The sequence below is a fragment of the Microvirga medicaginis genome (assembly GCF_052658925.1).
Genome location: NZ_JBQWEL010000025.1, coordinates 58,950 through 74,272 on the forward strand (window position 1 = coordinate 58,950; position 15,323 = coordinate 74,272).

14 protein-coding genes and 1 pseudogene are annotated in these 15,323 nt (G+C 60.9%); 11 read left to right on the forward strand and 4 right to left on the reverse strand.

Annotation, left to right across the window (positions count from 1 at the left end; genetic code table 11):
- Positions 1-28: 28 nt before the first annotated feature.
- The 9 genes from ACUXUR_RS23170 (at position 29) to ACUXUR_RS23210 (ending at position 7,061) form a co-directional block, all read left to right on the forward strand.
- Positions 29-709: a GntR family transcriptional regulator gene (locus ACUXUR_RS23170; RefSeq protein ID WP_445504713.1), complete on the forward strand. Its 681-nt coding sequence runs from the start codon at positions 29-31 to the stop codon at positions 707-709.
- Complete coding sequence (locus ACUXUR_RS23175; protein ID WP_445504714.1) at positions 696-1,223, forward strand: ureidoglycolate lyase; 528 nt, start codon at positions 696-698, stop codon at positions 1,221-1,223. Before ACUXUR_RS23170 ends, ACUXUR_RS23175 begins: the two co-directional genes overlap by 14 nt.
- On the forward strand, positions 1,205-2,131 hold the full coding sequence (locus ACUXUR_RS23180) for a polysaccharide deacetylase family protein (RefSeq protein ID WP_445504715.1): 927 nt from the start codon (positions 1,205-1,207) through the stop codon (positions 2,129-2,131). Before ACUXUR_RS23175 ends, ACUXUR_RS23180 begins: the two co-directional genes overlap by 19 nt.
- A gap of 88 nt (positions 2,132-2,219) precedes the next feature.
- Positions 2,220-3,080, forward strand: coding sequence for a substrate-binding periplasmic protein (locus ACUXUR_RS23185; protein ID WP_445504716.1), 861 nt, complete (start codon positions 2,220-2,222; stop codon positions 3,078-3,080).
- Positions 3,081-3,142: 62 nt separating this feature from the next.
- Positions 3,143-3,814 carry an amino acid ABC transporter permease gene (locus ACUXUR_RS23190; RefSeq protein ID WP_445504717.1) on the forward strand — a complete coding sequence of 224 codons (672 nt, stop codon included), beginning with the start codon at positions 3,143-3,145 and terminating at the stop codon, positions 3,812-3,814.
- A gap of 8 nt (positions 3,815-3,822) precedes the next feature.
- Positions 3,823-4,494: an amino acid ABC transporter permease gene (locus tag ACUXUR_RS23195; protein WP_445504718.1), complete on the forward strand. Its 672-nt coding sequence runs from the start codon at positions 3,823-3,825 to the stop codon at positions 4,492-4,494.
- 11 nt (positions 4,495-4,505) lie between these two features.
- The gene (locus tag ACUXUR_RS23200; RefSeq protein ID WP_445504719.1) at positions 4,506-5,516 is read left to right on the forward strand and encodes an NAD-dependent epimerase/dehydratase family protein; all 1,011 of its coding nucleotides are present in this window, start codon (positions 4,506-4,508) and stop codon (positions 5,514-5,516) included.
- Positions 5,503-6,270, forward strand: a complete 768-nt coding sequence (locus ACUXUR_RS23205) for an SDR family NAD(P)-dependent oxidoreductase (RefSeq protein ID WP_445504720.1) — start codon at positions 5,503-5,505, stop codon at positions 6,268-6,270. The genes ACUXUR_RS23200 and ACUXUR_RS23205 overlap by 14 nt, the downstream gene beginning before the upstream one ends.
- 23 nt (positions 6,271-6,293) lie before the next feature.
- Positions 6,294-7,061, forward strand: coding sequence for an amino acid ABC transporter ATP-binding protein (locus ACUXUR_RS23210; protein ID WP_445504721.1), 768 nt, complete (start codon positions 6,294-6,296; stop codon positions 7,059-7,061).
- A gap of 56 nt (positions 7,062-7,117) precedes the next feature.
- On the opposite strand, the pseudogene ACUXUR_RS23215 reads toward ACUXUR_RS23210, so the two are convergent.
- Both ACUXUR_RS23215 and ltrA read right to left on the reverse strand, forming a co-directional pair.
- A pseudogene (locus tag ACUXUR_RS23215) lies at positions 7,118-7,649 on the reverse strand (IS6 family transposase); the annotation flags it as partial.
- 188 nt (positions 7,650-7,837) lie between these two features.
- On the reverse strand, positions 7,838-9,607 hold the full coding sequence (ltrA, locus tag ACUXUR_RS23220; RefSeq protein WP_445504722.1) for a group II intron reverse transcriptase/maturase: 1,770 nt from the start codon (positions 9,605-9,607) through the stop codon (positions 7,838-7,840).
- A 1,339-nt stretch (positions 9,608-10,946) separates the two neighbouring features.
- On the opposite strand from ltrA, the gene ACUXUR_RS23225 reads away from it, so the two are divergent.
- The gene (locus ACUXUR_RS23225; protein ID WP_445504723.1) at positions 10,947-12,191 is read left to right on the forward strand and encodes a sensor domain-containing phosphodiesterase; all 1,245 of its coding nucleotides are present in this window, start codon (positions 10,947-10,949) and stop codon (positions 12,189-12,191) included.
- 278 nt (positions 12,192-12,469) lie between these two features.
- Here ACUXUR_RS23225 and ACUXUR_RS23230 read toward each other — a convergent pair whose 3' ends face one another.
- The gene (locus ACUXUR_RS23230; RefSeq protein WP_445504724.1) at positions 12,470-13,024 is read right to left on the reverse strand and encodes a response regulator; all 555 of its coding nucleotides are present in this window, start codon (positions 13,022-13,024) and stop codon (positions 12,470-12,472) included.
- A gap of 533 nt (positions 13,025-13,557) precedes the next feature.
- Here ACUXUR_RS23230 and ACUXUR_RS23235 point away from each other — a divergent pair.
- Complete coding sequence (locus ACUXUR_RS23235) at positions 13,558-14,202, forward strand: Crp/Fnr family transcriptional regulator (protein WP_445504725.1); 645 nt, start codon at positions 13,558-13,560, stop codon at positions 14,200-14,202.
- A 161-nt stretch (positions 14,203-14,363) separates the two neighbouring features.
- Here the strand turns inward: ACUXUR_RS23235 and ACUXUR_RS23240 are convergent.
- A partial coding sequence (locus ACUXUR_RS23240) for a PAS domain-containing protein (protein WP_445504726.1) occupies positions 14,364-15,323 on the reverse strand: 960 nt, incomplete at its 5' end.

Sequence of the window (15,323 nt, forward strand, 5' to 3'; positions counted from 1 at the left end):
TAACAAAAGAATACGGGAAGAGGCGCACTTGACGAGAGCAAGAACCAAGCCACCCAAGCCGCCGGCCGAGATGACAGCAACAGACCGCGCATACGAAACGCTTCTCCAGTGGATCAGTGGCCGCGAACTCGGGGCCGGATCGGTGCTAGACGAGCGGCGTCTCGCTGAAGCAATCGATGTCTCTCGCACTCCGTTGCGGTCGGCCTTAAGCCGGCTCCACGGCGAGGGCTACATCGTCAAGCTCTCGAATGGGGCAATGGTTGTCAGGGACATCGGTTCGGGCGAGGTCCTTGAGCTCCTCGTGGTGAGGCGCCTCCTCGAACCGGAGGCCGCCGCGCTGGCCGCGGGCAAGATTCCCTCCGTGATGCTCGAGAGGCTCAAGGTTCGTCTCGCCGACGCGGGCGCTGCCGACGGTTCCGCGTCCGTCTGGCTCGCCGGCGACGAAGTCCATGACCTCATCGCCGAGCACTGTGGGAACCGGTCCCTCAGCGGCTTCATCCAGGAGGCGAGGCACAGGATCCGCATGTCGACCATCGAACGCGTTCCGGGCCGCGACGCCCAGGCGATCCTGGAGCACACGGCCATCGTGGAGGCCCTGATCGCGGGAGACCGCGAGGCCGCGCGAACGGCAATGACGGAGCATCTCGACAACATCCGCGACAGTTTCCTGGTGGCATTCGGATTTGGATCACGCCGTGTCGAACAATGATCCTGCTATGCGCGCGCTGAGGCCGCGACCACTTGAACAGGCGGCATTCGCCCCCTTCGGCACGGTTGTCGAGCATCGGACCGAAGGAACCCGCCACTACATCCAAGGGGCCTTCGAGCGTTCGCCCGAGGCCAAGGATGCTCGACCCACCCTCTGGCTCTCGCGCCCGCCGAAGGTCAGCACCTTCCCCGTCGTCGTGGACAAGCTCGAGCGGCATCCGCATTCCGCCCAGACCTTCATCCCGCTCTTGCCGCTGCGCTTCCTCGTGGCCGTCTGCCACTCGAATGCCGATGGATCGCCGGATTTGGAGACCTTGGAGGCGTTCCTGGCGTGCGGCGGGCAGGGCGTCACCTACGCCCGTAACGTCTGGCATCACGGGCTCACCGTCTTCGATCAAGGTGCCGAGTTCGCAGTGGTCATGAATCTGGCAAACCGAGGTGATGACGACGTGTTCCTCGACGTGGAACGGCAGGTTGTCATCGAAGCCCCACTCACATGGAGTCCATCGCTATGACCTTCGCCACGCTGCATGCCCGCGATTTCGTCGGATATGGGTCACACCCGCCGGATCCCCGTTGGCCGGGAGACGCTCGCCTCGCGCTGAACATCTGCATCAACTACGAGGAAGGCGGAGAGCCTTCGGTTCCCGACGGCGACGGCTTCACGGAGACCGGACTGACCGAGGGCGGCGGCGGCTTCCAAGGCAGGGATCTCGCGGCGGAATCCATGTTCGAGTACGGAAGCCGCGTCGGATTTTGGCGGATCAATCGCCTTCTCCGCGAGCGAGGGATGACGGCAACGATCTTCGGATGCGGTCTCGCCCTTGAGCGCAACCCGGAGGTCTGCACCGCGATCCGGGAGGCAGGATACGACGTCTGCGCGCATGGCTGGAAATGGGAGCGACACCAGCCGCTGTCCGAGGATGAGGAAAGGGAGCGCATCCGCCGTACGGTGGAGAGCATTGCCAGGACCGTCGGCAATCGTCCCCTCGGATGGTACTGCCGCTACGGGGCCGGCCTGAACACGCGCCGCCTTGTCGTCGAGGAAGGCGGTTTCCTCTATGACTCGGACGCCTACAACGACGAGCTGCCGTACTGGACGACGGTCGGCGACAGGAAGCATCTCGTCATTCCGTACGGCCTCGTCAACAACGACGCGAAGTTCATTCGCGGAGGCATGGCGACCGCCGATGATCTGTTCCACTACCTGCGCGACAGCTTCGACTTTCTCTACAGGGAGGGTGCCGTAGCGCCGAAGATGATGTCAGTCGGGCTGCACCTGCGCCTTGCCGGCCATCCGGGGCGTGCGGCTGGAGTTGAGCGCTTCCTCGATCACGCCGCAAGGCATGAGGGCGTGTGGGTCTGCCAGCGTTCGCAGATCGCGCGTCACTGGGTCACCCATCATCCAGCGCAGGGAGAGTGAGAGACGTAAGAACGAAGGTCGTTATGAGGCTCCCACGGGGCCGTAACACAAAACTCAAAAGAAACGAGACAACCAGAGGAGAAGATCAATGTTCAGCAAGATTTGTCGTTTTGGGGCTGCACTGGCAATCGGCACGCTAGTCGCAGGATTAGCCATCGCGCAGGAGGCAGACCATCCTGCCGGAAAACCCCTTGTCGTCGGAACGGATTTCGGCGTCGCGCCGTGGATGATCCGCGGGGCCTCCGGACCTGAGGGCTTCGGGGCCGACCTGATCAACGAGGTGGCCAAGCGCTTGGGCCGTCCCTCCGTCGAGATCGTCGACATCAACTTCTCCGGTCTATTCGCGGCTCTGTTCGCCAAGAAGATCGAGTTCACCGTGAATCCGCTGAATATCACGGCGGAGCGCGCCGAGCGCATGCTCTACACCGAGCCCTTCTTCGCGACGGGCAACGGGTTCCTGGTCAAGCAGGATGCCGAGATGAAGGGATACGAGGACCTGAAGGGGAAGGCCATTGCGGTCAATCGCGGGACGATCTCCGACACCTGGGCCACAGCCAACGCCGAGAAGTACGGCTTCGAGGTGCAACGGTACGAGACGTTCCCCGATACCGTGCAGGCGGTCATCACCAATCGTGCCTTCGCAGCGATCAACGAGATTCCGACCACGGTCTATGCGGCCAGCCGCAACAAGGCGATCAAGGTGGGATACAAGGACTTCAACGGCAGGAACTTCGGCTACGCGTTCCGCAACGAGAGCGTCGAATACCGCAACAAGGTGGAAGCGGTGCTTGAGTGCCTGAAGCTCGATGGCACGATGCGCAAGTTCCACGAGAAGTGGTACGGTTCCGCCCCTGATGCCGGCTCGTCCATCGACGCTGTCTACGTCGGCTACGGTGCTCCGGGCTTCAAGGGCTTCGAGCCGAGTGCCCATGTGCCGCAGTGCAAGTGACGTGATGATCCTCGTGGCCCGTGCCGACCGCGCGGGCCACGGTCAGAGATGCAGGCGGCGCAATGGAAAGACTTATCGACAACTACCTGAACGCTGATGTCCTGGCCGAGGCCTTCCCCAAGGTTCTCCAAGGCTTCTCGGTGACGGTCTACGTCTCGCTCTTGATTATCTTGTTCGGGATAGCAACGGGGCTTGCCTTCGCCGTCCTGCGGTGCATGAACGTGAAGGCGATCAACGCCGCCATCGTCGCCTACGTCGACGTCTTTCGGACGCTCCCGCAGCTCGTCGTCATCATCTTCGTCTACTTCGGGCTGCCGTACGCGGGAATATCCCTGTCGCCCTTCGCCACGACCGTGCTCGCCCTCGGGGCGGTGCTGTCCGCCTTCGCAACGGAAATCTTCTATTCCGCGATCATGGCGCTGCCGCGCGGGCAGTGGGACGCCGCCAGTGCACTCGGGTTCGGGTACTTCCGCACGCTCTTCTCGATCATCCTCCCGCAGGCCGTCCGGCTCGCCATCCCACTGCTCACGAACAGGGCCATCGCCATCAGCAAGGGCACGGCCCTAGGTACGGCGGTCGCCCTCCCCGAGGCACTCGGCCAGGCGCAGAGCGTCACCGCCATCGTCGCCAACCCGTCTCCCCTGACTCTGGCGGCAGCCTTCTACCTGACCTTCTTCATCCCGCTCGTGGTGGCCAGCCGCTGGATCGAGCACCGATACGGTCATGGACACTGAGGTCGAGCATGGAACTGTTCCTTGAGAACTTCGCGAACTGGGACTCCTTGGAGCAGATCTATCCGCTGCTGCTCCAGGGACTTGAGCTTACGCTCCTGATCGCGGTGGTAGCGCTCCCTCTCGCCATCGCCGCGGGACTGGCGATCGGCGTGCTCTACAGCTTCGGCATACGGCCGCTGAACGCGTTCCTGCTCGTCTACATCGACGTGCTGCGCTCGTTCCCGGTCCTCGTGCTGCTGATCCTCATCTTCTACAGTCTCCCTTTCCTCGGGCTGAATCTCAGCGGCTTCTCCGCCGTGGTGCTCGCGATCGTGCTCAACAACTCGGGCTACTACGGAGAGATATTCCGGGCCGGCATCCTATCGGTCCCCAGGGGACAACGCGAGGCATCCCACGCTCTCGGCTTCAATGCCATCCAGACCGTGACCTTCATCATCCTGCCGCAGGCCATCCGGAACGTGCTCGCTCCACTGGCGAGTAACTCGCTTGAGCTCGTGAAGACGACGTCGATCGCGGCAATGGTGGCCTTGCCGGAACTCCTGCGCTCCGCCCGCGTGGCGCAGGAACAGACCTACAACCCGACGCCCCTCGCCGCCGCGGCGGTCATCTTCTTCGTCCTGCTCTGGCCGGCAGCTCGTTGGGTCGCCAGGCTCGAGCGCCGGATCCTGGCGACACGATGAGGAGGCCGGGAATGACGACCCTGATAACGGGAGGAACTGGTTTCGTAGGGCTGGCGCTGGCCGAGGCGCTCCGTCGCCGCGACGAGCGCGTGATTCTGCTGGCCACGGCCCCTCCGCGGGGCGAACTCTGGCAGCGCTTCGGCGACGAGGATGTCACTTTCGTGCGCGGCGACGTGATGGACCCAGTGATCGTGCGGGACGTCATGAACAACTTCGAGGTGGATCGTCTCGTGCATGCCGCAGCGATCACCCCGGATGCGGACCGCGAGAGGCGGGAGGCAGCCCGGATCTTCGACGTGAACGTGTCCGGCACGATGCATGTAGTCGCTCAGGCACTTCGCATGTCGGCCATGAGGCGGGTCATCGTGCTGAGTTCGGTCGCCGTCTACGGTTTTGCCGATCCCGGCCCCGGTGGGGCATACGACGAAGCGTCATCCGGCCCTGCCCCCGTGTCGCTCTATGGCATCTCCAAGCTGGCCGCCGAGCAGGGAGCGCTGCGCCTCGCAGCGCTCACGGGCGGGGTGGTCCACGTGGTCCGTCTCGGCCCTGTCTTTGGGCCGTGGGAATACGCCACCGGGCTCCGAGACAACCTCAGCCCGCATCGGCAGCTCCTGGATGCGGCGGTCCAGGGGAAGGAGGCCGTGTTGCCGCGCTCCATGCAGGCGGATTGGCTCTACTCCCGAGACGCGGGGGACGCATTGGCCGCGCTCACGACGAAAGAGGCGCTCGCCCATCCCGTTTACAACGTCGGCGGCTCGCGCATGAGCGATGCGGCGGAGTGGTGCCGCCTGCTGGACCGGCGCTTCCCCGGTTTCGCCTGGCGCGTCGCCGAGCCTGGTGAGGCGGCGACGGTCACGTACGGACTGCCTCGGGACCGCGCCCCACTCGCGGTGAACCGCCTCTGCTCCGAGATCGGGCCGTTTGCCTCCCGGAGCCTGGCGGACGCCGCTTTGGACATGATGGAATTTCTGGACGGTCAGGACCGTTCGGGGACGGGAGGAAACAGCAATGAGACGTCTTGAGGGAAAGGCCATCCTGATCACCGGGGCCTCGTCCGGTATCGGCCGGGCGATCGCGATGCGCTTCGCCCGGGAGGGGGCACGGCTCATGCTCGCGGACGTGACCGAGCAGGTCCGCGAGGGCGGGATTCCCACCCGTCAGAGTCTGGACGGGTACGAGTGCCACTTCATTCGCACCGACATCTCCAGCGAGGAGGACGCCCAGCGGGCCGTCGATGCCGTCGTATCCCGCTTCGGGCGCCTCGACGTCCTGGTCAACAACGCCGCCGTCGGGATCGGGACGCCTCTGCACGAGACGAGCCTCGCCGACTGGAACCGGGCGCTGGCGACCAACCTGACGGGCACGTTTCTCATGTCGCGGGCCGCCGTCCGGCAGATGCTCAGGCAGGAGTTCGTGAACGATGTGCGGGGGCGCATCGTCAACATCTCCTCGCAGCACGGCATGATTGCGTGTCCCGAGGATATCGCCTACGGCACCTCGAAAGCCGGCGTCGTGTACATGACGCGCCAGATCGCTGTCGACTATGCGTCGCACGGCGTCGTCTGCAACGCCGTGGCTCCCGGCAAGATCCTCACCGGGAAGACTGGGCGGGCCATCGAGCCGCGCTGGCTCGAATACTCCCGCGCCCGGACACCCATGTCGCGCCTTGGCCGCCCCGAGGACGTGGCGAGCGCGGCCCTGTTTCTGGCCAGTGACGAGGCCACGTACATCACCGGGGAAAACCTGCTCGTCGACGGCGGCTGGATGGCAGGCTGATTGGTGCTAAAAGGGAGCGACACATGAGCGAGAACAGGGCGAGCCGCGATGCACACACCCCCATGATCGAGATGATCGGGGTGAACAAGTACTACGGCGACTTCCAGGCCTTGAGGAACATCAGCCTCCGGATCGACATCGGGGAACGCGTGGTGGTGTGCGGCCCGTCCGGATCGGGCAAGTCGACCATGATCCGGTGCATCAACAGGCTCGAGGAGCATCAGGAGGGGCGTATCGTCGTGGACGGCGTCGAACTCAACAAGAGCACGAGGAACGTCAACGCGATCCGCCGGGAGGTCGGCATGGTGTTCCAGCACTTCAACCTGTTCCCGCACCTGACCGTGTTGCAGAACCTGATGATCGCCCCGATCAAGATCCGGAAGGTGCCGCGCAAGGAGGCGGAGGAGACGGCACGGTACTTCCTTGAGCGCGTCCGGATTTCCGACAAGGCGGACAAGTACCCGAGCCAGCTTTCGGGAGGCCAGCAGCAGCGCGTCGCGATCGCCCGAGCCTTGTGCATGAAGCCGCGCGTCATGCTGTTCGACGAGCCGACCTCGGCACTCGACCCGGAAATGATCAAGGAGGTGCTCGACGTGATGGTCGGACTCGCGAACGAGGGCATGACGATGGTCTGCGTCACCCATGAGATGGGCTTCGCCCGCACGGTGGCCGACCGGATCGTGTTCATGGACAGGGGCGAGGTCGTCGAGGAGGCTCCTCCCGCAACCTTCTTTGAGAGTCCCAAGTCCGACCGTGCCCAGGAATTCCTCAGTCAGATCCTGCATCGCTAGAGGCTCTGTCACGGGAACTGACGTGGAGCCGTAAAAGACCTGATGAGCAGCCTCATTCAAGCGGCAGCGGTTGCAGATTGCCATTGCTCCGCCGCCCCGGCTCTAAAGAGGCGCAACATCCGGCGCGAGATCAGATGCGCTGGAGATGGAAGGTGTTGTAGACGGTGCCATGAGCAGAGAGAAAGCGCTGAGCTGATCCAGGCGACTTGAAGCCCTGCATCTTGCGCTCCTGTCGTCGGATCACCTAGTGGGAGTTTTCTGCTCGATTGTTCCTATGCAAACCTTGCTCATGGTGTGCCGAGAGGCCAAGTTCCCGCCCGGCCGCGCTATAGGGCTGCAGCTTATGGTCACGAGGACGTTCGGAGCAAAGCCTTGCCTCTTGAGTAACTTGCATATGAGCTTCAGGGCAGCCGCTTTGTCTCGTCTGGATTGGGCGAGGACGTCGAGGATCTCGCCCTCGCGATCGACCGCTCGCCACAGGTACATGCGCCCACCCTGGATGGAAACCACCATCTCGTCCAAGTGCCAAGTGACCGTCGGCTTCGGCCGTAGCCGGTGCAGGTTGCGGGCGTATGCAGGCCCGAATTTCAAGCTTCCATGGCGACAGAGAGGCACGAAACGTCAGCAGTTTGCTTCGGGACAGCTTCTTTTGAAACAACACGGCGCCGGTTCTGCTTGCGCCATGGAGCTGGTCGGGTAGCAGCGGCGCATTTCTGCGCCGCCGCCCCCTAAGAACCGGACGTGCGGGTCACCCCGCATCCGGCTCAAGCCATTCTTCAGCACCACGGTTGTGGCACCGAACAACCTACGGACCGTTTCGCAATTCGGCGGCGGGCGAAGTAAGGGGTCCACACCGGATCAAATGGATTAGCCCTTCCCTGGATTTTGACGTGTCTCGAGATCGGGATCGTCATTGCGCGGAAGAGCCGACTGGCCTTCGTAGCAAAGTCCCAGGACCGGTGACCATCGACCCGGAAGTATCGGTTCCTCACCCACCGTGCTCCTTTCGTGGGATGGCGTCGGCTTGCCCACTTCCAGAGCATTTGCCAGATGTGCGAGTCTATCGATGAGAAGCTCGCTTTCGCCACGACGTGACGGTGATACATCGCCCATCCCCGGATGACTGGGTTCAGTTTCTGTATCAACGCCTCCTGCGTGACGCTCGCGTTGCCTTTGATGATCTCCCTGACCTTGTCGAGGAGCGCTTTAACACTCTTCTTTTCCGGCTTGATCAGTAGTTTGCCGTCGTACTTGCGCACGTTCTGGCCAAGGAAATCGAAACCGTCCGCAATGTTCGTGATCCGGGTCTTCTCTTCCGAGAGTTCCCGACGTCGAACGGCCAAGAACTGCCTGACCGCCGGAAGGACTTTGAATTCGAGCACATCTTTCGATGCGCCGGTCACAACAAAGTCATCGGCATAACGGACGACATTGAGCTGTGCCTTGCTGCGCGCGAGCTTCGACGATCCCACGCTTGCGTAAACTGCTGCCTCAAGCCCATCCAAAGCCCTGTTCGCGATCACAGGCGAGATAATCCCCCCTTGCGGGGTACCCGCCGACGTCTCGAACAGAGTTCCCTCATCCATATATCCGGCTTGAAGCCACCTTTGCAGGACCGCCTTGTCCATCGTTACGTGCTCCAGAAGCCAGGGGTGGCTGAAGCTGTCGAAACAGCCTCTGATGTCACCTTCCAGAATCCACTCTGGCGAAGCTCGCTTGGCCAGCGTGATGAAGCACTGCTCGATGGCGTCGGCTGTCGAGCGTTCGGGCCGGAATCCATAGGAATTCGGGTCTGCCAGTGTCTCTGCCACAGGGTCCAGAGCGAGCTTCCATAACGCCTGCATCGCCCGGCACCGCATACAGGGAATTCCCAGCGGACGCTTCTTGCCGTTACTCTTGGGAATGTAAACACGTCGCAGCGGCATCGCACGATAGCCGCGATGTCGAAGTGACCTCATCCCGTTCCATCTGGCCGCCGGGGATGACCATATCTTACCGTCCACCCCCGGCGTTCTCTTACCGCGGTTCTCCGTCACCCGTTTCACGGCCAACATCTTGCCGCTATGCGAGCGGGTCAGCAGACGTTGCAATGCTTGCACCTTGCCCCATCGGCCTTCCTGAGTTGCCTTGGCGATACGCACCTGAAGTCGTTTCACCTCTGCCTCAATGAGCGACCAGTTCGCCTGATCCCACATCTGAGCAGTGCGCGAGGACGCACCAGCCTCGCTCGCTTTCGCGCCGATCGCCGTCATCTGCCTTCCCTCGTGTAACGATTGGTCAAAGTTCTCTCGCCAGGAATGACCGAGCGGAAGTCTGCCCGCTTTCGCGTCAGGTGATGTTTCAGCCCGTATCCCGTCCATTACAGCCGGGCGTTCGCTTTTTCCGCATTCCTTTACCCACAGCGCCAACAGCATTCCTTGCGGTTTGCCTGCCGTTGCCGGCAGCTCTATGGGCTTACCCTGTTCCGCATGAGTCTCCGAGCGGGGCGGACCCTTCCTCTTCGCCGGCGGCTGATCGTCCATGGTGGCCCAGTATTCAAAGACCACGCCTCACCGCGTACCGTTTGGTTCAAGCCTGTCAGCACGTTTGGCTTGTCAAAGATCACGACGTTTATCGGAAGTTCACATACGTTGGTCGTATCCGCTCATCCCTTGCTCCTCTCCGCCTTCGTGCTGGCAGATTCCGCCTCGCCTCACCTACCGGATTTCCGGCGGCTACTTTGTCCCCAGAGCTTCATACCGAGCTGTTGCCGGCTCCGCATGTCTGGGTAGGGAACGGCTGATGGAGCAGCCGGTTTCTTCAGGCTATATCCCTCCTGTGAAACAGAAACTCACGCGACTTGCAGGTCGCACGAACACGTTCTTTGCGAGATCAATACCGGTGATATCAAGCGTCTGCATGGACGAGCCTCTTGGTGATGGTTGCGAATGAGGCCACCGTGGCAGCTAGGCGCTGCCGGAGGGGCGTCCACCCCATTGTGTCTGTACGCGAGGTACTGGCGGGGATCACCACCGTGTCGGATATGATCCGAGCTTTCCGGGGTAGAACTATTGCCAGCATCTGCTTGAGGCGATGGTGCGGCCCAAGGGTCGGATTTGCCCCGTCTGCGGCTATCTCCGCTCCATTGCACTGATCGGCCGAGAGAGCGGGAGTCGAGCACGCCTTGGGCTCTATCGATGCTTGAGAGCCCCTGCCGATTCTAATTAAGGCTTGTGACAGACCCCTTAAGAAGATTGTTCGACTGCGGATCGTCTGCGCGGTGAGGTTCGCTTTGGACCGTGCTCTTGCGTGAGCACCACTATCGCCTCATGGCCTTTTTGGACGCGGCGCGCGGCGAAAGCAAAAGCTACTGAGAGCGCCTCGTGCTCAGTAGCATGGGCCGACAGAGTCTGACCTTCCTGCAAGACCAAACAGAGGTCGTCTCGTATGTGGGTGACGACAATCCGTTCCATGCCCCATTGCTCCTGGCCTGATACTGCTCTGGCTAATTGATCTCACAGGACTCGCAATAGCCCATTCAAAATCTGGGTGGTAGCGGCGGAACGCCCCAAGCGGCGATCTGAGCCTCTCAGCGCCATGGGCCGTTAGCATACTTTAGAGCCGAAACTGCTCTCTCGAATGCATCACAGCCGCGGCAAGTAGGAGGAGAGCTGAATTGTTCCTCGCAAGAAATGCTCCGAGCGCCTGCGGTGGGTGCTCTGCTCGAAGAATAATTACAGTTCGGCAATCTGCCGTCGACACGCTGCTCGTGTCCTTCGCTCGTGTGCCCGCTCCGATTTCAGAAGACCTGAGCTTATCTGCATGGATCCTGGCTGGTCCCATTTCCCCAAGACAGATGATGGATGAAGCATTCCAGGGACAGCGGCAAGTGAAAACAGCAAACCAATGAAGACCTCTACGCGAAACGTTATCCAGGATACTACGGTTAACTGCATCCTGGCTCATACTCTTAGACCATCCGATCCAGTCCCAGGCGACATTTCTCGTGTGCTACATGCCGTCCGAACCCATCTCGGCATGCAGGTGGCATTCGTATCCGAGTTCGTCGCCGGTCGGCGGGTGTTCCGCTATGTTGACGGATCCGAAGGAGAGTTGCCGATCAGAGTTGGTGACTCCGATCCTCTCGATGAAAGCTATTGTCAGTATATTGTTGACGGACGCGTTCCACAGCTCCTCCCGGATCCATCGAAGCATCCCATCACTATGGCGATGCCAGTGACAGCGGCATTGCCGGTCGGCGGACATCTCAGCGTGCCCATCCGGCTCAAGGATGGCCGCCTCTACGGCACCTTCTGCTGTTTCAACTATACACCCGACTATTCCCTGAACGACCGCGACCTACGCACGATGCGGGCTTTTGCCGAGGTAACAGGGCATCTGCTCGACCGCGAGATCAGCGAGAGACAGGAGCGCGATGACATGATCGCGCGCATCAACTCAGTGATCGAGCAGGATCAGATTTCGATTGTGTACCAGCCTATCTATAAGCTGGATGGGAATGCGGTTGTTGGCTTTGAAGGGTTGGCGCGATTCCCGGATGCAAGATCTCGCCCTCCAAGCGAGTGGTTTGAGGAGGCTGCAGGGGTCGGATTGAGTGTTAACCTTGAGACAGCTGCCATAGACAAGGCTCTCGCTGCACTGCCATTGCTGCCGCCAGACATTTACTTATCTATCAATATCTCCCCAGCAGCACTTGTCAGTCGCGAGTTCACAGCGGTGCTTGACGGCGCCGCCAACCAAATTGTCATCGAAGTCACCGAACACGCGTCGATCTCCGACTATGCCGGACTGCGGCAGGTGATCGAGCCGCTTCGGCGGCGCGGCCTGAGGCTTGCGGTGGACGATGCCGGTGCCGGCTATGCCAGTCTGCGGCACATCCTCAGCCTAGAGCCGGATTTGATCAAGATGGATGCCAGCCTGACCCGAAATATCGACCGGGATCCCGCGCGGCGTGCGCTTGCCTCATCCCTGATTACGTTTGCCAAAGACATCGGAAGCCAAGTCCTTGCCGAGGGCATTGAGACAGATACAGAACTTGATGTGCTAAGGGACCTTGGAGTCACCTTCGGCCAAGGCTACTTCCTCGGGCGGCCGATGCCCTTCGATAATGCGGTTCAGCTGATCTCCTGATGACCAGAACCGACTTCTTGCCGCCAGCAGGCGGGGTCGCCTCAAGGATGGTTCTTCTTGGCGGAACCATCGAAAACAGTTCAGTCACGCGGTTCGGCATATGCCTTGGGTCAGCTCTCAAAGTGCAAAAATTTCGAAGGCCACCATTTTGACCGCCCGGTGATCCTCCTGTGCGTCCGGTGGCATCTGGCTTACATCCTGATCCTGCGCAATGCGAAAGAGACGCGGATCGCTCCCATGTGAGATGTCCAAACCCTTATCCCGAATGGACAGCTGAACTATTCTGATGATTCAATCGACTGTCTCGCGCCAGAAGATGTGATAGCCCCCGACATCAGTAACTCAGCGAGATACGACACGACATGAGACATCTTGTAGGGCTTGGGGAAAATCTTGGCCCCCTCGACGGCTGCATCCGCTTGGGCGAACTGGGTTCCATAGAGAACAGGCAAGCTGGGAAAGTGCTTGCGATACGCTTTCGCCACAGCCCATCCATCGACCCGACCAGGCATTCGGATGTCGGTGAACAGGACGTCGGGGGCTACGCCGCTCTGCAAGAGCTCAACCGCCTCGTCTCCGGTTGCGGTCGTGATGACGTTGAAGCCAGCCTCCTCCAGGTAAAATACAGCCAGATCCCGGATAGCTTCGTCATCCTCGACGACAAGGACCTTCGCGGTGACCGGTTCCCGGTGCTGATCCAGCATCTGGATAGCGGCGCGGGCATCCCGCCGGAACCGCTCCTTGAGCACCTCGGGCTCCAGTTGCCAGCCTCGTGCGGCATCCAAAACAGAGTAGAAGGCGCGGGCAACGGCCTCGACTTCATCCTCAGTCATAAACGTCCTCTTTAGACATCAACCGCATTCAGCTGAGCGGTGCTTGAGTATACTACCACCAGAATAGGTACTCATTCCGAAATGTGAAGACAGGGGGCCGTCGTGAGACAGTCCCCACACCCATGAAAGGTCCTGTTCTTGGAGTTTTTGTTAAGAGTCCGATCAAAAGCGCTCATTCAGTCCAATATAGCAACTTAGCTATATTGTCTGAGCTAAAAATGTTCCCGTGCGCTTCAATGCAGACCAAGGTTGGCTTGGGGAGAACGGCGAAAACCCTATTGTCTGTCATTGAGAGCCGTCGGACGCTTGTGAACGGTCGAGAGACTAACAACCTGTCAATCATCCAACCTTAGTGATCTGACAAATCCTTTTTGCCTCATCCCCGTTGCTGACACGGCGAGCAGGCTATGGCTTCAACCGGGAGACGCAGCCCCGCTACTGATATGGATCATCCCAGAAACCATCGCGCCAACCGATTTCTTGCCGCATTGGCCCCTGAGGATTTTGCTTGTCTTGAGCCATACCTTGAGATCGTGAACTTGCCGAAAGGCGCAGTGCTCTACGAGTCCGGCGAGCCCATCCGCTATACCTATTTTCCACACGATGCCATCGTGTCGCTTGTCGAGACCATGAAGGACGGTCGTCTGGTTGAAGTGACGATGTTTGGACGCGAGGGGCTGTTTGGTCTTCTGAGCGCATTCGTCAGCCGTGAAGCCCTCGGACGCTATGTGGTGCAGACCCCCGGCACCGCCTCGCGGATTGCCGTGGAGCGGATGCATGAGGCAATCCGGACGTATCACAGCCTTCAGCGGCTTGTTTCGTCCTATACCGAGGCGCTGCTCGCCCAAGCCTTCCATACGGTGGCTTGCAATACTGTTCACTCGGTTGAGGCTCGCTGCTGCCGCTGGATCCTCAGCACCCATGACCGAATAGATCAGGCGACTGTGCCTCTCACCCATGAGACTCTGGCCGACATGCTCGGCGTTCAACGCTCAACGGTCAGCACGATTTTGCGTACCCTGCAAACCAGCGGTCTGATCGTTCAGCGCCGAGGGAATGTTGTCGTGACTAATCGTGTGGGTCTCGAACAGGCCGCATGTGAGTGCTATGGCAAGATCCGTTCCCGTTATGAGAAGCTGCTGCCAGGCACCTATGCTCGTCTAGGAATTTGCCGTTAACGACCAGTACTGCTCTGTATACGGCAATGGGGGACTCGACGTGCGACAGGAATTTGGAGTTAGCACGGACCATCCTTTTGGCTATGCCCTTCGACAACGCTGTTCATCCGTTCCACTGACGACTGGAACCGAACTTCTTGCCGGCGACGGGTGTGGCCGACTCAAGGATGGTTCTGTCTTGGTTTGACAGGCCTGACGCTGCCCTGCCCGTCGAGCGTGGATAGAAACTCCACGCCGGCCTGCTCCAAAGTGCTGCGCACGGCCGCCAGCATGCGCATATCATGGCTCTGCGCCTCTTCGATGCGACGGACCGTTGAGAGGGAGACTCCAGCAGCTTCGGCGAGTTCGCGAGCAGACCACCCGACGATCGCTCGGGCAGCCCGAACCTGCCACGGCCAGATCGGGGTTTGAGCCTGGGATCCGGACATATCATCAAGCGCGAGCATCGGGTTTCCGTCAGGCGCAATCGGCGCTTCTCGTAGTCTCTGGCACGATCCAACCCAGCTTCGGACCGTGCCATCATCCGCACGAACAGGCACAATCCGGATCTCGAACCACTGGTATGCTCCGCTCGTGTCCCGCACCCGGCAGTCGAACGAGGTGCCGGAGCGCTCGTCAATCACTCGCTGCATGCTGTCCCGGGCCCGCTCGCGATCCGCCGGATGAACCGCCTTCAGCCAGCCCCAGTTTCGCACCTGCTCTGGCGTTTGGCCGGTAAACTCGCGCCAGCCGGGCATATCCGTCACCTGGCCATCCGGACCGGCTGACCAGGCAATGTCCCCTGCGACTTGCATCAGGGCGCGGCGTTGGGCCTCAAGGTCTCGCAGGGTCCGTCTTGTTTCCTGGTGGGCAAGTCTCTCCTCTTCATGGCGAGCCTCCGCCGCTTTCTGCGAGCTGATGTCAAACGTGATGCCAACAACACGGGTGGATCCCTGACGGGCGTTCCGCAGCACTTGCGCATGGGCACGAATCCACTGAATGCCGCCGTCGGGCCGGAGAAGCCGACATTGCACCAGAAGCGGTTCGCCTGATGTCTTGGCGGCCTGCAGTGCCCTCATTGCCACTGGACGATCTTCCGGATGCATGCGGGCCCACAAGTCTTCGATCGGGCCAGATCCCAG

What these genes read in the sequence shown, in the direction of transcription:
- ACUXUR_RS23195 (WP_445504718.1), top strand. Translation starts at nt 3,823, where the DNA reads ATGGAACTGTTCCTTGAGAACTTCGCGAACTGGGACTCCTTGGAGCAG.
- ACUXUR_RS23225 (WP_445504723.1), top strand. Translation starts at nt 10,947, where the DNA reads ATGAAGACCTCTACGCGAAACGTTATCCAGGATACTACGGTTAACTGC.
- ACUXUR_RS23185 (WP_445504716.1), top strand. Translation starts at nt 2,220, where the DNA reads ATGTTCAGCAAGATTTGTCGTTTTGGGGCTGCACTGGCAATCGGCACG.
- ACUXUR_RS23230 (WP_445504724.1), bottom strand. Translation starts at nt 13,024, where the DNA reads ATGACTGAGGATGAAGTCGAGGCCGTTGCCCGCGCCTTCTACTCTGTT.
- ACUXUR_RS23205 (WP_445504720.1), top strand. Translation starts at nt 5,503, where the DNA reads ATGAGACGTCTTGAGGGAAAGGCCATCCTGATCACCGGGGCCTCGTCC.
- ACUXUR_RS23200 (WP_445504719.1), top strand. Translation starts at nt 4,506, where the DNA reads ATGACGACCCTGATAACGGGAGGAACTGGTTTCGTAGGGCTGGCGCTG.
- ACUXUR_RS23190 (WP_445504717.1), top strand. Translation starts at nt 3,143, where the DNA reads ATGGAAAGACTTATCGACAACTACCTGAACGCTGATGTCCTGGCCGAG.
- ACUXUR_RS23180 (WP_445504715.1), top strand. Translation starts at nt 1,205, where the DNA reads ATGGAGTCCATCGCTATGACCTTCGCCACGCTGCATGCCCGCGATTTC.
- ACUXUR_RS23210 (WP_445504721.1), top strand. Translation starts at nt 6,294, where the DNA reads ATGAGCGAGAACAGGGCGAGCCGCGATGCACACACCCCCATGATCGAG.